Consider the following 16003-nt stretch of genomic DNA (forward strand, 5'->3'; position numbering starts at 1 on the left):
TTCTGCTGCGGTAGATAACTGTGCTTCTGTTGATAAATTTTCAAGCATTGCCGTAATTTCATTCGATTTAGAGTCTACCTTTACTTGACCTAAAACTAATTTATTTGTAGTTGCCCATGCACTCACTATCTGTATTGCACAAGAGTCACTGTTTTTATCAGATGAACCACATAAAGTTTTTCCCTCAATTGCAACTACTTCACTCGAAGTTATTTTCTGTATTGATTTCATCCAGTTTGAGAAACATGACTGAAATTCCTGCGGATTTAACTGTGCAAATACTCTTGCAAAAGTATCGTGAGATGGTATCCCATTTGGTAGCTCAAAAAACGTTTTCAAAAACGAGTACTTTGTACAGCCATACAGTTCAATCGCCACCCAACTTTCCGCTCTACATATCACCGCACAAATGGCAATAGTCAAAATATCAATTAATTTGTGTCGAAGAGTGCGATCTATTCGTGGGTCTGACATTTGTGCAAAGTGGTCAGCAATGGTGATTTTGGGCTTGAGTTTCACACAAACTGGGCAATATTGCTACTTTTATAATGACTTTACCATCAAAGCTTGATTGCTTACCCATCCACATGTTATCTGCGATCGCTGTCTTTCTCCTTTCTTAGTATCAATGTACTATATTTAGATGCGTTTGCACTGCGTCGTAGATTAGCCATCGCAGAAGCTCCTCGCCAACAAAAATGTCGCCTTCATCGTAATCCAGTTAGCACAATAGAATCTTTGGTCAATCAACATCAGGAACTTCTCACTGTGCTTGAGTTTCAAGCTCTTAAATACTGATTAGACAGTCAGGGTGTCAAATGGGTTCTATGGTTTTGCCCAGCCCTACTAAATTTATTCAGAGCTTTATTGCAAATTACTTCATCAGATAGAAGTAAAACATAGTAGAGCAGATTTAAATTGCATTAATCTCAAACCCCAAGATAGTAACTTAATGAAAAACTTTAACTTGTTACAAAGTTTTGTATCAAGCGGTTTTGTTTTATTCTATATATGTCTCATAACCGAGCAAAAGCTGATATCAAAGGCGAGGACAACCCAATAGATAAATTTTTAACAGCGTTTCAGCGCAAAATGCTGCAAAAAAGTTTGCAAGATGATTTACCTGAGTTTTATCGCCAGCGTATTGAAATTATGTTGCTAGCAGACCAGGGTAAATCTCAAAGCGAAATATGTCAAACCTTGGGGTGTTGTCCAGCAACAGCACGGCATTGGATGCACGTAGTACGTAGTGGGATGGCGCACCAATGGCAGGAGTCTGCAATTGGTCGTCCTAAAGTAGTCAATGAGGAATATTTGGAGCGTTTGAAAGAATTGGTAATCCATAGTCCCCGTGATTATGGATATCCATTTGGGCGCTGGACAGCGCAATGGTTAAGCAAGCACCTAGAGAAAGAGTTGAGGATTTCGATCAGCGATCGCAACATTAACCTTTTGCTGAAAAAGATGGGGCTTTCGACTCGAGGAACCGAGATCGTAGAGAAAGTAACGTCCAAGGAAAGCACCCGCATCACAATTGGCGACCTGCAATCTTCCTCTGAGCCTAATGTCTCATGTTCTCTCAACATCAACACCAGTAACTATAGCAATCTAGAAGTATAATGACACTACTGTTAAGCTCCCAAAACGTTGGCAATTACTTATTTAGGCAGGGTCTTTGTACCACAGAACAACAAACCCAGCTCCAGATTGAGTTAGTAGCTGCCAAGAATTTTAACTTGAGAGTGAGTTTACCAGATGGTTCTAAACTCCTTGTAAAGCAAGAGCGGTATTATCTGGATGGGAAAACATTTGGTGAGTTTTTGGGAGAATGGCGAGTTCAAGAGTTTTTAAACCAATTTCCAGAACTGGAACACCTTCGCCCATTGCTACCGATAGTGCTCAATTTTGACCCAGAGAATTCGATTATTGTCTTCAGGTATCTGGATGACTATCAAGATTTGACTGATTTCTACGCTCAGGAAAAGAACTTCCCAAGCCAAATCGCCTCTGCAATTGGCACTGTTTTAGCTACTATCCATCGTGCCACCCTCAATCGTCAGAATTATCAGGAATTCCTCGATCAAAATCAAAAGGATGTCCTCACTAGTTATGTGCCTAACTTGATTCGGGGGCTGGAACGGATTGGACCGGAAATTTTTGGAGGAGTGCCCGTAGATGCGCTAAAATTCTTTTCGCTCTATCAGCGCTACGACAGCTTGGGGGAAGCGATAAAAGAACTGGGCAGCGCTTTCGCTCCTTGTTGCCTGACGCACCATGACCTGAAGTTGAACAATATTCTTTTGCACACCAATTGGGAACAATCCGGTGACAGCATTGTGCGCTTAATTGACTGGGAGCGCTGTAATTGGGGAGACCCTGCTTTTGATTTGGGAACACTTATCGCCAGCTATCTGGAAATTTGGTTAAATAGCTTGGTCATCAGCAATGCACTTAGTATTGAAGAATCTCTGCGCCTAGCGGCGACTCCTCTTGAGGTGCTTCAGCCTTCGATCGCTGTCCTGACCCTAGCTTATTTCGACACTTTTCCAGAAATCTTACAACAGCGTCCTGATTTCTTGCGGCGTGTGGTGCAATTTGCCGGTCTTGTATTGATTCAACAGATTTTGGCGATGATTCAGTTTCAGAAAACCTTCGGCAATATCGCAATAATCATGCTTCAGGTAGCTAAGGCATTGTTATGCCGTCCAGAACAATCCATGTCAACGACTTTTGGCACTGCTGCTGCTGAATCTGGACGTTTGAGCTGTACTGCTGCTTAAGATGTTTAGTCGCAAAACCATGACACAATTACTAGATTTTCTAATTCAACAGCCAGATGTAGCAACTAAGCGAGTTCTGGATGCTCTGCAAGAAATTGCGAGCAAGGTTCAGATCGAGTCTGACTTCAGCATTCGTCATCCAGATTACAAACCCTTGGAACTGCCAGCAGAGGCAATTGTCCGCTTTGAGCAAATCCCTGTAGAGGTTCAGCGCAAATATGTGAGCCTGCAACTGCGCTCTTTTCTCTACGGCATCTATTACAACGGTGGTATGCGAACTACCCACGCAAAACTAACAGATTCCAATCGTCTGCCACTGGATCTAGAGAACAATACTTTTTTGGGAGTAGACTTGGGTTTTTACAATCGCTTGCACGAAAGTAATAGCGGCACTGGCTACTTTGACTCTTGTTGGAATGTTCTCTGGGAAGAAAGTGATGGCAGCGTAGCCGTGACTAAGAATGGTCTTCGGTTGCATATTGAGCGCGATCGCCATCTGCAATCAGCACAAGCTACTGTTGTGGTGGGTGAAGAGGTGGCTATCCGTATGCCGAAAAATCTGCTCCAAAACGGTTTTTATGTGGCGGTGGGCAATGCAGGGCCAATTCGTCTCAATTTAGAGGGTCATCAACAGACTGTGCGAATCTACTTCAATTTGACTTCAGAAGGTGCAGTTGCGGTTATGAATGCTCTCACCCAACATCTGAACGAAATGGCTATTCCTTTCAACTTCAAGGTTTTGTACAACCCAGCTGATTACAAGCGCTACGACTCAGGAGTTTTGTACTTTGACAAGAGCGACTATGAAGCGATCGCCTCTGTGATTGAGACAGTTTACCAATTGCGATCGCATTTTCAGCCAGAAGTTCCCCTATTCACCAAGCTGCTTGCACCAGGGTTGGGGTTAGCAGAAGAACCAGACCACAAGTTTACTGACCGAGAAAGCTTTGGGATGAATCGGTGTCAGATTGTCGCTAATGGATTGCTGGAAGCTTGCGACAAAGGGGATGACTCACCAGAGGGGAGGTTGACCTCTATTTTTGAGCAATTCTCCCGACTTGGAATTGACTGGCAGCGTGCCTACCTCAATGCCAACTCTGAAGACATCTATGCACCAGTTAAGCTATGCGATTGATACTTCCAAATCTCTAAAATAGGTCGTTTGTAGGGGCACGATATATCGTGCCCCTACTTTTTTAGTTCAGCGAGGATTCTTAAAAGAAATAATTGCTTTAGTTATTTCTATTACTATTAGTAGATACATTTGTGATTACTTTAATCTTATCTCATCCTTTCGGCTTAGATACTTATTAAATGCATCTAACTGGGAAAATATTTTTCACACATAATCCTCGTTATCAGGAATATCTAACCAGGTAGCTTATGGCTTAGTTAAGGTCTTACTAACTGGGATTTCAACAATAAATATAGATGTTATGTCCGAAAAGTAAGTCAAAAATGCTTGAAGTTTATCAGGAAAATTTTTAGTATGTCATTAAGCAATCAAACAGAAATGTTTGAGCCAAAATAAAAAAAATGATTTCAAGGAGAACACAAATGGCTGATATTACTGTTAAGGATTTAAAACCCGCAGGCACTGAATTGTTTTTCAACGATCCGGAAAGTTTCATTACTGAAATCGGTTCTGAGGATATTGCTAATGTCCAAGGTGGTAGCATCCTTTGTGGTGTAGGTGGCAGCATAGCTTGTAGTGTGCTCGTCCTTAGCAACGGTACTTGCGGCCGAACCTAAATATTGTATCTAATGCTCATTTGCTTGTTAGTCGCAATCGAGCTTTGATCTAAAGTGGGAGTAAGATTTATAATTTTTATCTTTACTCTCACTTTTCTATTAGACTCGATCTAAAGAGGATACACTCATGAAAACCATACTAAACTATAAAAATATCTATCAGTACTTTCTTGATAATTGTATTTGCCCAGAAGAAATAAAAACTATTTCACTAGAATATATAAAGCTAGATAATTTTTACAGGCAAGAGAAAGCTTTTCCCTCTGCCATTGCTGCCCAATTGGGGACTACTTTAGCCTCGCTGCATCGTGATAGCCTGAATCATCATGAATTATACGAATTCATTGCTAAAACATATCCTGGTAAATTAGGCTATCAAAATCCTAATTATTCTGCTCAACTCCTAAACAGGATTGAGCCAGAAGATTTCAGTCGTTTTCCTCGCGAAAGCATTATTTTTTTCAAAAATTATCATCGCCATGAAAGTTTTACATCAGCAGTAGCAGAGCTTACTCTCAATCAGCACTACTGCTGTCTGACACATAATACCCTCAAGTTAAATAACATTTTAATATCCAGGGATTGGGAAAAACTAATTTCTCAAACAGAACAGTCAAATCAAGGCATTATTAAGTTAATTAACTGGGAAAACTGGAGTTGGGGCGATCCAGCGTTTGATCTGGGAACAGCGATTTCTAGCTATTTACTAATATGGCTTAACAGTTTAATTGTGCATCCTGTTATTGAACTGCAAAAATCTCTGCAAATGGCAACAATACCTTTAGAGGTACTTCAACCCTCAATTGTAGCTCTTACCCAGGCGTATCTCAGCAGTTTTCCCATTCTAGATTACTATCCTAACTTTATGGCGCGAGTTATTCAATTTGTTGGTCTTGGCTTGCTGTATGAAATTGTAGAAATAAGTCAGTGGCAAAAAAACTTTAATAATAGGGGTCTTTGCATACTTCAAGTTGCTAAGAGCTTATTGTGTCGTCCAGAACAATCATTTAACGCTGTTTTTGGGATGGCAGAATCAGAAATAACTAATTTAACTAATTTAGAGCCATCCTCTATTAAATAGCTTCAAGAGTAACTTTTATGCAACTGCTACAGTCCCTTCAAGACATTGCTACTCAGGTTCAAATTAAATCTGACTTTTGTGTCAGTCATCCTAATTACAAAGTAGAGCATCCAGTTGAGGTAGTAGCCCAGTTGCAACAATTACCTCAAGAAACTCAGGCTAAGATCCTGAGTTCAATGCTGCGAGACTTTATATATAACATTTACTACAACGGTTCACTTGTGGGAGAAGCAAGTGAAGCAGTGATGGTTGATTTCTCTGTCTTAGGGGATAAAACTGTTGCAGGAATAGATTGGGAATTTTGCGAACAACTAGATAAAAATAATAAAGGGAAAGGTTTCTTTGAGTCGGGAGATCGCGTGTTAAAACAAGAACCAGATGGTAGTCTCTTAGTAGAAAACCAAGGCATGGGTACGAGGATACATATCCAGCCAAACCGCCATCTCCAATTAGTAGATCAAGCAGCAGCTGTAGGGGACTTGGTTGTAGTCACCATGCCCCATAATTTATTTCTAATTCGATGCTATGTGGCACTTGGAGATGTAATTGGTAATAGCAAAAAAGAATACTCTAAAGTCATAATATTCTTCAACTTCAGCCCTGAAGGTGCAGTTGCCGTCATGGAAAGTTTAACGTCGCAACTGAACAAATTTAAAGTACCCTTCGGCTTCTATGTTTTAGACAACCCTTTGCATTTTGGACGCTATGATTCAGGAATTCTCCGAGTTCCTGTAGATAGCTACGAATTAGTTCGGTCAGTTTTACAGACTGTTTACGCAGAAAACAAATCGCACTTTCAGCCGCAGGTTCCCTTGTTTACTAAGGTACTTGCACCAGGACTGGCTTTAGCAGAAGTGCCTAAAACTAAAGAAGATTTTGGTAGCATCCGTTGCCAACTTATTGCCAATGGCTTAATGGAAGCGAGGCTCAAGGGTGATGAATCAAAAGAAGCTAGGATGACACATATACTCCAACAGTTTGAGGTTCAAGGAATAGACTTAAAATATCCCTACCTCGATCCTAACTCTAAAGATATTTACACACCATTCGACTCCTTCTAATATAAATTTGCTAACCATATGAATATATTGAATAAATTCCAATCAGGAATTGTTTTAAAACATAGCACATCTTTATCATTCATATCTGAAGAACAAAAAACTATACTGAGCAATGGTCTGCGACATTTCATACTATCGAATATCCCTGAACAGGTAGTGCAAGCTTTGAAGCAAATGGTCGCAGGAACACAACTTGACAAATTAGCCACTTTACTGCCGGGGGATAGGCTGGAGAAACTTATTTCACTTCTGGATTCAAAGGGTGTAGTACGACCTTTGTATGAAAATGACTTTAAGGAGACGCGGTTTGAAAAGCAGGTAGAGTTTTTCTCAGATTTCGTTGAAGACCCCAATACTGCACAAGAGAGGCTTTTAAAACAGTTAGTATGTATCATCGGTTGCGGTGGAACCGGAAATATCGTAGTTCAACATTTAGTAGCTGCTGGCGTTAAAAACTTTATATTGATTGACGACGATCTTGTAAACATAACAAACTTTAATCGCCAGTTTTGTTTTAGCCAAGCTGACCTCAATACACCGAAGGTTGAAGCACTGCGTAACTACATTTTAGCGAGAGACTCTGAGATAAAAATTCATACTCGTAAACTAAAAATTAATTCTGTAGAAAGTTTATACCAAGCTTTAGAGGGCTTAACAAAGCCAGATTTCATTGTGTGTTGTGCTGATACTCCACCAATTATTATTCAGTCATTAGTCGTACAGTATTGCCTACAGGAAAATGTAGCGTGTACGTTCTCAGGAGTGAGAGTTTATGATGGCTTAGTAGGCCCACTCTTGACTGAGAAAAGCCACATGGAAAAATTTATTCAGCACAATCAACAGATAGAACAGCAATATGAAAATTCTCCAACAGTCATATCTTCGTCGATTTCATACCTCAATACAATGATAGCAACCTTAATGATAGCGGATGCGATCGATCTGCTTGCTGGTATTAAAAAGCCGCTCTCTCTGAACACGACCTTACAGTACAATGCTGACCAGGCGAAGATGGTCACGGTTTATGAGTGGTAGGAGTTGATATTACCAGGTCTGTGACAAAAACAATCCGGACTACTACTACATCGTTACTTAATTTATGAGCGAAAAACTTAGTCTTGGCGTTCTCGATTTCTGCGATTCAATCACTACGACAATTAGACTTGCTCCCCGGATTGAAGCTTTTGGATATTCCCGCTATTGGCTAGCAGAACATCATGGTGATGGTCTTGCCAGCCCGGAACTGTTAATTCCTATTCTTGCGGGACTAACTAAGAGGATTCGCGTGGGAATGGCTGGAGTTCTTCTTTCCTTCTATAGTCCCTTAAAGGTAGCCGATAATTTTAAGTTGCTCGAATTATTATTTCCCCAGCGCATTGACTTAGGAATTGGTCGTGGTGGGGCAGATCAATTGACAACTCAAGCTCTTCTTGACGGCAGAACTAGGGAACTGGATCTCGACCTTTACAAAGAGAAAATAGAGTACCTGATAGACTACTTGCACGGAAATTCACAGGTGCGGACAACACCTGCTATCTCGACCTACCCGGAGGTTTGGGTTCTCGGTACCGGGCTTAATAGCATGCACGTCGCTGCACACAAAGGTCTTGCTTACAGCCATTCGCTCTTTCATCGAGGATGTCTTGATGACCCCAGTATCCTCAAAGAATATCGAGAAACTTTCCAGCCCCACGGTGAAAAAGTCCTAACCCCCCGATGCAACATAGCCGTGGCAGGCATTTGCGCGGATACTGAAGCTAGGGCATACGAATTACAACAACAGCACGCCAACAATTTTGTTATGCTCAACATAGTAGGTACTGCCAATCAGTGTAAAGAGAAGTTGCTGGCGTTGCAAGAGCGTTATGACGTTAACGAAATCATCTTTTTTGATGTCTGCCGGGAATTTAATGACCGCTTACGTTCTTACGAATTGCTTGCTGGTGAGCTTAGATTAACAAGTGTGTCTGCCCAAACCAAACAGTTGGCAGTACACGCTTCTAACAACTCTTATGGACATGCCACTTGAGTGCGATCGCAATTAAGCTGCGTCACGATTTCTAATTCCGCAATTTGTTGCTTTAACCAAACTGCAAACAAATCTCCCAAAATCTTAACACGCAGCTGCTCGTTTAATTTGGCTTCAATAATTTCCTCAACCAAAATTATATGCACCCCTTTTGGCGTAATTATCGGCTTGAGGATCTGTGGTGGAGTAGCGGCAAACACCGCTGCTGCAATCTCCGGTCGGAAATCTTGGCGGCGTTGTATTCCGCGATATCCCCCGGCGCGGCGGATTTCTGGTTCTTCAATGTATTGGCGGGCGATTTCTTGGAAACTAATTTCGTCTTCTTTCAATGCACAAAACAGTTCCAGAGCCAAGTCTTCATCATCCAAAATTACTTCATAAGTGACCGCTCCGGCATAATCGAGTTGGCGTTGATAAAATAACGGTTCAACTTGCTCTGCAAATAGATGTGTCGCCAATTTGTTAGAGAGCTGGTTTGTGTATGCCAATGCTTCAAACTCATCTAGGGAAAGATGATGTTTTTCCAGGCATGCCCAGGTATCTTCAGCTTTGAGGAGTTTGTTGGTTAACCGCAAGTTATCTGCTGCCTGCTGAAGTTCTTCTAGTTCGAGTTTAATGCCTACTTTCTGGGCAGTATCGGTAATAATTTTGCGGCTGGCGATCGCTTCTACTAAACCAGGAAATTGAGTGGAAATTTTGATTTGATAAAGGATGTCTTCGTTGGATACATTGATCAATTTTGACATATTGTAATTCCTCCCATAATCAATGGATTTTGTTATTTGTTCAGTGCCCTTTATTTTGTAATTAACTAAGGACTAATCTACAGACGTTGCATACAACGTCTCTACTAAAGCTCTAAACCGCCTTTTTGCAACTTCTTAAACGGATCTAAGATTAAGTCACTCACACGACGCTGCCGAATAATCACCTCAGCAGTAGCTGTCTGACCTGGCGTTATTAGGATACGTTTGTTGCCATTTTGGATATACGGCTGCTGTAGGGCAATATCCAAGTCAAAAGTTTCTATCTTGCCAGAGTTAGTTTCTTTAACTTTCGAGTCTGGTGAAATATGACTGACGCGCCCAAGCATTACTCCATAATCTTGGAAGGGATAGGCATCAAACTTGATTTTGACCCTCGCTCCCACTTTCAAGAAGCCACTCTGTTGGCTAGGCATCTCAGCTTTTAGTACAAAAGGAGATTCCTTGGGGGAAATTTGAGCAATCATCTGACCGGGTTGTACCACAGACCCCGGCTTGTCGATGGGCAACGCAAAAATTGTGCCATCAATAGGCGATCGCACTACTCGTTGCTGTAACTGGAAATTTAAGGATGCGATCTGGCTTTTGATTTGAGCAATCTCTGATTGCATCGCAGCGATTTGTGATTGCAGGTCTTTTAGCTGTTCGACCGTTTTCAGCACAGCCAGTTCGCCTGTATGAATCAGGCTATCTTTGTTACGTTGCTGCTCTTGCAAGCGGAGTTGCGCTTGCTGAATATCCGCCTCTGCTTGATTAATAGCCCTCTGATAACTGTTTTGTTGCTCTTGCAAGCCCGACTGAGCCTGAGCTATCTCCGACTTTGCTTGTACCAGGTTTTGGTAGTTTTCTTTGACCGACTGTTCCACTTCTAAAAACCGATCTTGTGCAATTGCACCTTCTTGATAAACTTTTTTATATCGTGGTATTTTTTCCTTGGCACCCTGGAAACGAACTTGTGCTAACTCGTGGGCTGCCTTGCTTGAATCAACCGCTTGCCGCGCCTGATTGACTTTAGCGAGTTTTTCTTCTTTTTGTAAGTTGTAGGCACTCTTGAGAGTATCAAGGTTCTGTTGCGCCTGCTGCACTTGCGCCAGTTTTTCTGATTGTTGCGCTTGGTTTTGTTGCTGCTGGGTACGGATAGTGAGCAGCAATTGATTTTTGAGCAGCTGCTGTTGGCTGAGCTGATTTAGTTGCCCAGAAAGCTTTGCCTGCGCTTGCTGCAAATCCGTTCGCAGTAAATTAGATTCCAGTTCGAGCAGAGTTTGCCCTGCTTTAACAGTTTCGCCTTCTCTTACTTTCACACTGATGACGTTTCCTGGCGCTGGAGAGTCTATTCTTTGCGTTGCGCCTAATGGTTCAATACGTCCTCTGGCACTGCCTGTTTCATCCACTTGAGAGAGCATCGCCCAAGGTAAGGCGATCGCTGTAAAGCCTACGATCAAATACAGCATTGAACGCGTCCAAAGCCGAGGTAAGGCATCCAGTAGTTCCTCAGTGCCGTAAAACCAATCGCTGGTTTGAGTTTGTGCTGGCGATCGCTCTTTAACCTCACTAGAATCTTCAGCTGACTCAGGTGCATTGATCCGGGATGATGAATTACGAGATGGGTTTGGCATAGTTTTTTAGGAGTGAGGAGTGAAAAGTCATAACTCATAACTCATAACTTTTATTAAGTTTGAGCCAACTGTTGCTGGTTGAGGTAGTAGTAATGACCTTTTTTGGCGATTAATTGCTTGTGAGTACCGCTTTCGACCAATATGCCGCCGCGATCTAAAACCAGGATCAAGTCTGCATTACGCACGGTGGAAAGGCGATGGGCGATTATCAGAGTTGTCCGCCCTTTGAGAATGGTGTTGAGGTTGTTTTGAATGATCCGTTCGGATTCAGCGTCGAGGTGACTGGTTGCTTCATCAAAAATTAATAAGCGGGGATTCCCAAGCAAAGCACGGGCGATCGCTAACCTCTGGCGTTGTCCGCCAGATAACATCCCGCCACCTTCACCGATTTGGGTTTCATAACCCATTGGCAATTGCTTAATAAATTCGTCTGCTCCTGCCAAACGCGCTGCCTCAATAATCTCCTCGAGAGTGGCTTGTGAATGAGCGATGCTTAAGTTTTCCCGAATCGTACCGCCAAACAAAAAGGTATCTTGATCCACAACACCAATTTGAGAACGGAGCGAGTTCAGGGAAATGCTTGCTACATCTTGACCGTCGATCAACACATTGCCATCTGTCGGCGGATATAAACCTAAAATCAACTTGGAAAGGGTAGTTTTCCCAGAACCGCTACGTCCCACCACCGCCACAGTTTGCTCTGGCAGTACCTCAAAACTGAGATTTTCCAGCACGTTAATATCGCTTTCTGGGTGATAGCGGAAAGTGACATTATCAAAGCGAATTCTCCCTTGAAGTCTGGGTAAGTACTGGCGGGGTTGATTTTGTAAGTCTTCTTCTGGCTCCGCCTCAAGGACATCATTAATCCGCTCACTAGAAACAATCACTTCCTGCACTTGATTCCACAGCACTGCCAGGCGCTGGAAAGGATGAATGATGTTGCCCAACAACATATTGAAAGCAACTAATTGTCCAATGGTGAGTTGGTTTTGAATCACCAGCCATGCCCCAAACCACAGCAATGCTGTAGTGGCAACCGATTCGATAGAGGAACTGAAAATTTGCAGGCGGTTAGCAATCACCTGCCCGCCAAAGCTTTTTTTAATCAAACGATGGAGCTTTTCCTCCCAATGCCAGCGCACTGTCTGCTCAACTGCCATTGAGCGGACAGAGCGAATCCCTGTGAGGGCTTCAATCAGATAACTGTTCTCGTTGGCTGCGGCACTAAAAATCTCTCTGGCGATGCGACGCAAGAAAGGCGTTGTCATCAGCGCCAGTAGAAAAAATAGCGGTACAATCACCAGCACCAGCAATGCCATTTGCCAGCTGTACCACAACATCAATCCCACATAGATAAACACTGTCAGCAAATCGAGAATGATTGACAATGCTTCTCCGGTGAGGAAGCGCTGAATTTTCTGATTTTCTTGGACGCGAGAAACAATATCGCCAACGTAACGCGACTCGAAGAACGCCAGTGGCAGTCGGAAGGTATGTTTAATAAAACCTACCATCAGCGCTACTCCGATGCGGTTCGCAGTGTGATCCAGCATATATTGCCGCAGTCCGTTCGTGGCGACGCGGAACAAACCAAAAATTAGCAACCCTAACCCGACGGCGTTTAAAGAGAGGGTGCTGCCTTGGACAATCACTCGATCCAACAGCAGTTGGGTGAATAGTGGCGTCACCAGTCCAAACACCTGAATAAACACAGAGGCGATGAACACTTCTAGCAGCACTACCCAGTGGGGTTTGATCAACTCAAAAAACTGCCAGAATGGTTGAGTTGCTTCCTGGCTTTCTTTGAGTAGGGCTGTGGGTTGCAATAACAATGCATACCCAGTCCAACCTGCATTGAATTCTCTGTTTGTGAGGGTGAGTTGACCAAGCGCCGGATCGCCTACAATGACCTGCTTTTTGGTAATTTCATAGACGACAACGTAATGTTTGCCTTCCCAGTGAGCGATCGCAGGCAGGGGTTGTTGTGCCAATTTGTCAAGGCTGGCTTTTACTGGACGAGTAGAAAAACCGATGGTTTCTGCCGCAGCGGCTAAACCTTTTAGTGATGCCCCGCTCCGACTCGTGTTAGTTAAATCCCGCAGGCGATTTACCGACAAGTGCTTGCCCCAATAGCGACTTATCATCACAAGAGTTGCTGCACCACAGTCAGAGGAGCTTTGTTGTGCAAAGAACGGATAGCGCTTGGCGATCCTTCTCCACCAATGCCCCACCGTCACCTTGGGACTGGGAAAGTAGGCTCCTCGTTTCTTCTGCTTTTGTTTTGGCTCTGAAACTGGCTGCGGAAATGGAATAACATTACTCTCGTTCTTCAATCCTTCTGGGAAAGATGTGCTATGAGGCATCTGTTGGTCATCCGAGGCAGCAATTGAGTCAGAGTCAACCAATGCCAACTCGGGCCAGTGCTGGAGTGCTGTTTGCCAATCAGCATTGCTGAGACTGTACAGAATTGTTGGTTGCACTGCCTGCCAAATACCTTTTCTAACAGCGCAGATATTCGCAGGTGTCAAGGACTGACCGGATGAATGTTGCAGTTCTCCCCGGTGCAGCAGCCACAGTTTGCAATCTTTGGATAATGTTGCATTCAGGGTGCCAATCTCCAGATTGTGCCGCGAGAAATAAGATAAGGCTCGGAGCATTTCCTCAACAGAAGTGTTGCGAGGAAGTTGATTCTCGCGGCAGCATAATAGCAGCAAATCCCAAAGTTCTGCTTTGCGGTATAGGCGATCGCGAATACTGGCATATTTGCCCATCAAAGGTTGCAAAGCTTCATCCTTGAGATAGCAAAGCTTTAAGTTTGTAGAAGCTCTAGCGGTGTAAGGTTGAAAGACATCTTCTGCAAACAGAGTCATTTCGCCGAATGATGCCCCGCTTGTTAGGGTGGTGATTAAGTTATTAGAGCCATCCATTAGTCTGACTTTACCCGCAAGGATGATATATATACCACCGTTTGCGGTTCCTGGTTGCCAAAACTGCTTTGCTACTGGTGGCTCGACGATTTCTATCGCTTTGACGCAGTTTGCCAGTTCATTTGATGAAAGCGAATCACCCAAGGTAGTAGTAATTTGTTGACTTACCTGTTCCTGGGAAAAGACTGTTGGCATTCCCTCACCTCCAACACACAATTATTTCTTGGTCTAAATCAAATTGAATGACTAATGGTAACTAGCCTCATTGGATTACAAGTCGCAGATCGTAATGCGAGTATTCTTGGTATGGTTTGTTGCTTCTTTAGCAAAAGAGCGTTTTTGTTTTGTGGAAAGCCCCATTTGTTTCAGCAACCGATTGATGTGGCGATCGCTAATTTCAATGCCAAATTCAGTCGCTAGATGTTTGCTCAACCATCGGGCTGTCCAGCACCCAAATGCATAGCCATACTCACCAGGGCTATGGCTCACTAATTCCTTCAACCGTTCGATATATTGGTCGTTTACAGTTTTAGGTCTGCCTATCCCTCGCTCCTGCCATGTATGCGCCAGACCTGCTTGTGCTACAGCACTCCAGTAGCGTGCCATCTCCTGAGAACAACCTAACATTTGACAGATTTGGGTTTGAGATTTGCCCTGATCTGCCAACAACATAATTTGCAGCCTCCGACGATATTCTGGTAGCAAATTCAAATGTAAATTCTTCAGCAAAACCTTCCGTTGAAAGGGTGTTAAGAACTTACTCTTACTAAAGTCGTAGCTTTCAAAAGCTTGTTTTTGACTGGAAGGATATGTCATCATTATTACCTATTGCTTTCAACTGTAAAATATGCGCGAGTCTGTTCCCAGCAACTGTTGCGGAAATCCCAAATCATAAGGTTTCATATCTATCAAGTTAATTAGCAAAAGATATTCTAATTAATTAGTCACGTCATAAGCGACTAACCCTGAGAGCTTCCCCTAGTGATTTGGCAGTATCAGGGAGTTGTTCCTGGGTATCCTAAGATTTTAATTTCCTATCGAAGCCGGGTTAATGAACATTTGTTATATCAACAAATTGCTGCTTATGAAATGTTGATAAAAATTGGAAAACTCATAGAAAATTTTTGACGGCTTTAGAGGTTGTCTGAAAAGTGGTTAGCTGTGATTTTAGGCATTTCTTGATCCCCCCTAGCCCCCTTAAAAAGGGGAGAAATGGAATCAAAGCCCCCCAATTTATCGGGTGATTTAAAACGTTTTGCTACCAACAAAAGGACTTTTCAAACATACTCTTAAACTTGGACTTTGGCTATGTTAAGGGAATCTGGGAAACAAGTTAATAGTTTAACCTTCATATATTTACGTAGGTTAAGTTTGATTCTCGAAGAAATTTGAGCCATTTTGCATGGCTGGAAAACTAGAAATATCTAAATTGTAACCCCTTTCTAATCTAGATATTGCTGTAAATCAGTAGTTCTCTAAACACGATTCCAATGAAAAATCAAAGTTTCCTCCATTTCCTCCATTTCCTCCATTTGTATCCTGGACTACTTTTTTCTCTGATGATATTTTGATACATATTTTCAAAAGTTTTCTTTTTTAAATGAATTCTTAACAAAACTTTATAACAACAATAACTTAAGCTTAACTTATTGTTAATAATAGATAATACATCCATCAAAAGAAGTAAATACTATATTAGTAAATCTATATCGCTGTAGGGTTTAAGGCTCTATAAACTGTCTAAAAATGAATTTTGCAGAAAAAAAGGTTTTTTACTACCTAGCACACCAAAATTTTAGCGAAAATCCAATATAAAGCTGAAGTTATCATATTAATTTAAAACTATAATAGTTGCCATACTTGACTTAGAGAGTAATGTTAACTATATAGGAATCATATGCGACAAGATTTAGGGCGAGATGAAGATTCTACCGTTGCGATAGCTGATTCTCAATCAGTAAAGACAACGGAAAAAAAGGGGAGGTCTACGGCT

Annotated in this window: 12 protein-coding genes and 1 pseudogene; 8 read left to right on the forward strand and 5 right to left on the reverse strand. The window is 42.4% G+C overall.

Annotated features, from left to right (window positions below):
* Positions 1 to 38 precede the first annotated feature (38 nt).
* Positions 39 to 519 (reverse strand): annotated as a pseudogene (locus tag V7K44_RS21090) (ISAs1 family transposase); the annotation flags it as partial.
* 492 nt (positions 520 to 1011) lie between these two features.
* Here V7K44_RS21090 and V7K44_RS21095 point away from each other — a divergent pair.
* The 8 genes from V7K44_RS21095 (at position 1012) to V7K44_RS21130 (ending at position 8703) form a co-directional block, all read left to right on the forward strand.
* Positions 1012 to 1620: a helix-turn-helix domain-containing protein gene (locus tag V7K44_RS21095; RefSeq protein ID WP_334934006.1), complete on the forward strand. Its 609-nt coding sequence runs from the start codon at positions 1012 to 1014 to the stop codon at positions 1618 to 1620.
* Positions 1620 to 2780, forward strand: coding sequence for a phosphotransferase (locus V7K44_RS21100; protein ID WP_334934011.1), 1161 nt, complete (start codon positions 1620 to 1622; stop codon positions 2778 to 2780). The genes V7K44_RS21095 and V7K44_RS21100 overlap by 1 nt, the downstream gene beginning before the upstream one ends.
* A 19-nt stretch (positions 2781 to 2799) precedes the next feature.
* Entirely contained in the window at positions 2800 to 3915 is a 1116-nt protein-coding gene (locus tag V7K44_RS21105) for a T3SS effector HopA1 family protein (RefSeq protein WP_334934013.1), read from the forward strand.
* 422 nt (positions 3916 to 4337) lie between these two features.
* A complete protein-coding gene (locus V7K44_RS21110) occupies positions 4338 to 4532 on the forward strand; it encodes a hypothetical protein (protein ID WP_334934015.1) in 195 nt (64 codons plus the stop codon).
* Positions 4533 to 4659: 127 nt separating this feature from the next.
* On the forward strand, positions 4660 to 5613 hold the full coding sequence (locus tag V7K44_RS21115) for an aminoglycoside phosphotransferase family protein (protein WP_334934016.1): 954 nt from the start codon (positions 4660 to 4662) through the stop codon (positions 5611 to 5613).
* A gap of 17 nt (positions 5614 to 5630) precedes the next feature.
* Positions 5631 to 6674, forward strand: a complete 1044-nt coding sequence (locus V7K44_RS21120) for a T3SS effector HopA1 family protein (RefSeq protein WP_334934018.1) — start codon at positions 5631 to 5633, stop codon at positions 6672 to 6674.
* A 27-nt stretch (positions 6675 to 6701) separates the two neighbouring features.
* The gene (locus V7K44_RS21125) at positions 6702 to 7709 is read left to right on the forward strand and encodes a ThiF family adenylyltransferase (protein WP_334934020.1); all 1008 of its coding nucleotides are present in this window, start codon (positions 6702 to 6704) and stop codon (positions 7707 to 7709) included.
* Positions 7710 to 7773: 64 nt separating this feature from the next.
* The gene (locus V7K44_RS21130) at positions 7774 to 8703 is read left to right on the forward strand and encodes an MsnO8 family LLM class oxidoreductase (protein WP_334934022.1); all 930 of its coding nucleotides are present in this window, start codon (positions 7774 to 7776) and stop codon (positions 8701 to 8703) included.
* Here V7K44_RS21130 and V7K44_RS21135 read toward each other — a convergent pair.
* The 4 genes from V7K44_RS21135 to V7K44_RS21150 form a co-directional block, all read right to left on the reverse strand.
* Complete coding sequence (locus V7K44_RS21135; protein ID WP_334934024.1) at positions 8685 to 9449, reverse strand: peptidylprolyl isomerase; 765 nt, start codon at positions 9447 to 9449, stop codon at positions 8685 to 8687. The genes V7K44_RS21130 and V7K44_RS21135 overlap by 19 nt on opposite strands.
* A 104-nt stretch (positions 9450 to 9553) precedes the next feature.
* Positions 9554 to 11083: an HlyD family efflux transporter periplasmic adaptor subunit gene (locus V7K44_RS21140; protein ID WP_334934026.1), complete on the reverse strand. Its 1530-nt coding sequence runs from the start codon at positions 11081 to 11083 to the stop codon at positions 9554 to 9556.
* Positions 11084 to 11136: 53 nt separating this feature from the next.
* The gene (locus V7K44_RS21145) at positions 11137 to 14205 is read right to left on the reverse strand and encodes a peptidase domain-containing ABC transporter (protein ID WP_334934028.1); all 3069 of its coding nucleotides are present in this window, start codon (positions 14203 to 14205) and stop codon (positions 11137 to 11139) included.
* Between the two features lie 75 nt (positions 14206 to 14280).
* On the reverse strand, positions 14281 to 14826 hold the full coding sequence (locus V7K44_RS21150; RefSeq protein ID WP_334934032.1) for a helix-turn-helix domain-containing protein: 546 nt from the start codon (positions 14824 to 14826) through the stop codon (positions 14281 to 14283).
* Between the last annotated feature and the right edge of the window lie 1177 nt (positions 14827 to 16003).

It is taken from the genome of Nostoc sp., assembly GCF_036917235.1.
In the GTDB taxonomy this organism is placed as follows: Bacteria; Cyanobacteriota; Cyanobacteriia; order Cyanobacteriales; family Nostocaceae; genus Nostoc.

What these genes read in the sequence shown, in the direction of transcription:
- V7K44_RS21130 (WP_334934022.1), top strand. Translation starts at nt 7,774, where the DNA reads ATGAGCGAAAAACTTAGTCTTGGCGTTCTCGATTTCTGCGATTCAATC.
- V7K44_RS21115 (WP_334934016.1), top strand. Translation starts at nt 4,660, where the DNA reads ATGAAAACCATACTAAACTATAAAAATATCTATCAGTACTTTCTTGAT.
- V7K44_RS21140 (WP_334934026.1), bottom strand. Translation starts at nt 11,083, where the DNA reads ATGCCAAACCCATCTCGTAATTCATCATCCCGGATCAATGCACCTGAG.
- V7K44_RS21095 (WP_334934006.1), top strand. Translation starts at nt 1,012, where the DNA reads ATGTCTCATAACCGAGCAAAAGCTGATATCAAAGGCGAGGACAACCCA.
- V7K44_RS21145 (WP_334934028.1), bottom strand. Translation starts at nt 14,205, where the DNA reads ATGCCAACAGTCTTTTCCCAGGAACAGGTAAGTCAACAAATTACTACT.
- V7K44_RS21100 (WP_334934011.1), top strand. Translation starts at nt 1,620, where the DNA reads ATGACACTACTGTTAAGCTCCCAAAACGTTGGCAATTACTTATTTAGG.
- V7K44_RS21110 (WP_334934015.1), top strand. Translation starts at nt 4,338, where the DNA reads ATGGCTGATATTACTGTTAAGGATTTAAAACCCGCAGGCACTGAATTG.
- V7K44_RS21105 (WP_334934013.1), top strand. Translation starts at nt 2,800, where the DNA reads ATGACACAATTACTAGATTTTCTAATTCAACAGCCAGATGTAGCAACT.
- V7K44_RS21150 (WP_334934032.1), bottom strand. Translation starts at nt 14,826, where the DNA reads ATGACATATCCTTCCAGTCAAAAACAAGCTTTTGAAAGCTACGACTTT.
- V7K44_RS21120 (WP_334934018.1), top strand. Translation starts at nt 5,631, where the DNA reads ATGCAACTGCTACAGTCCCTTCAAGACATTGCTACTCAGGTTCAAATT.
- V7K44_RS21135 (WP_334934024.1), bottom strand. Translation starts at nt 9,449, where the DNA reads ATGTCAAAATTGATCAATGTATCCAACGAAGACATCCTTTATCAAATC.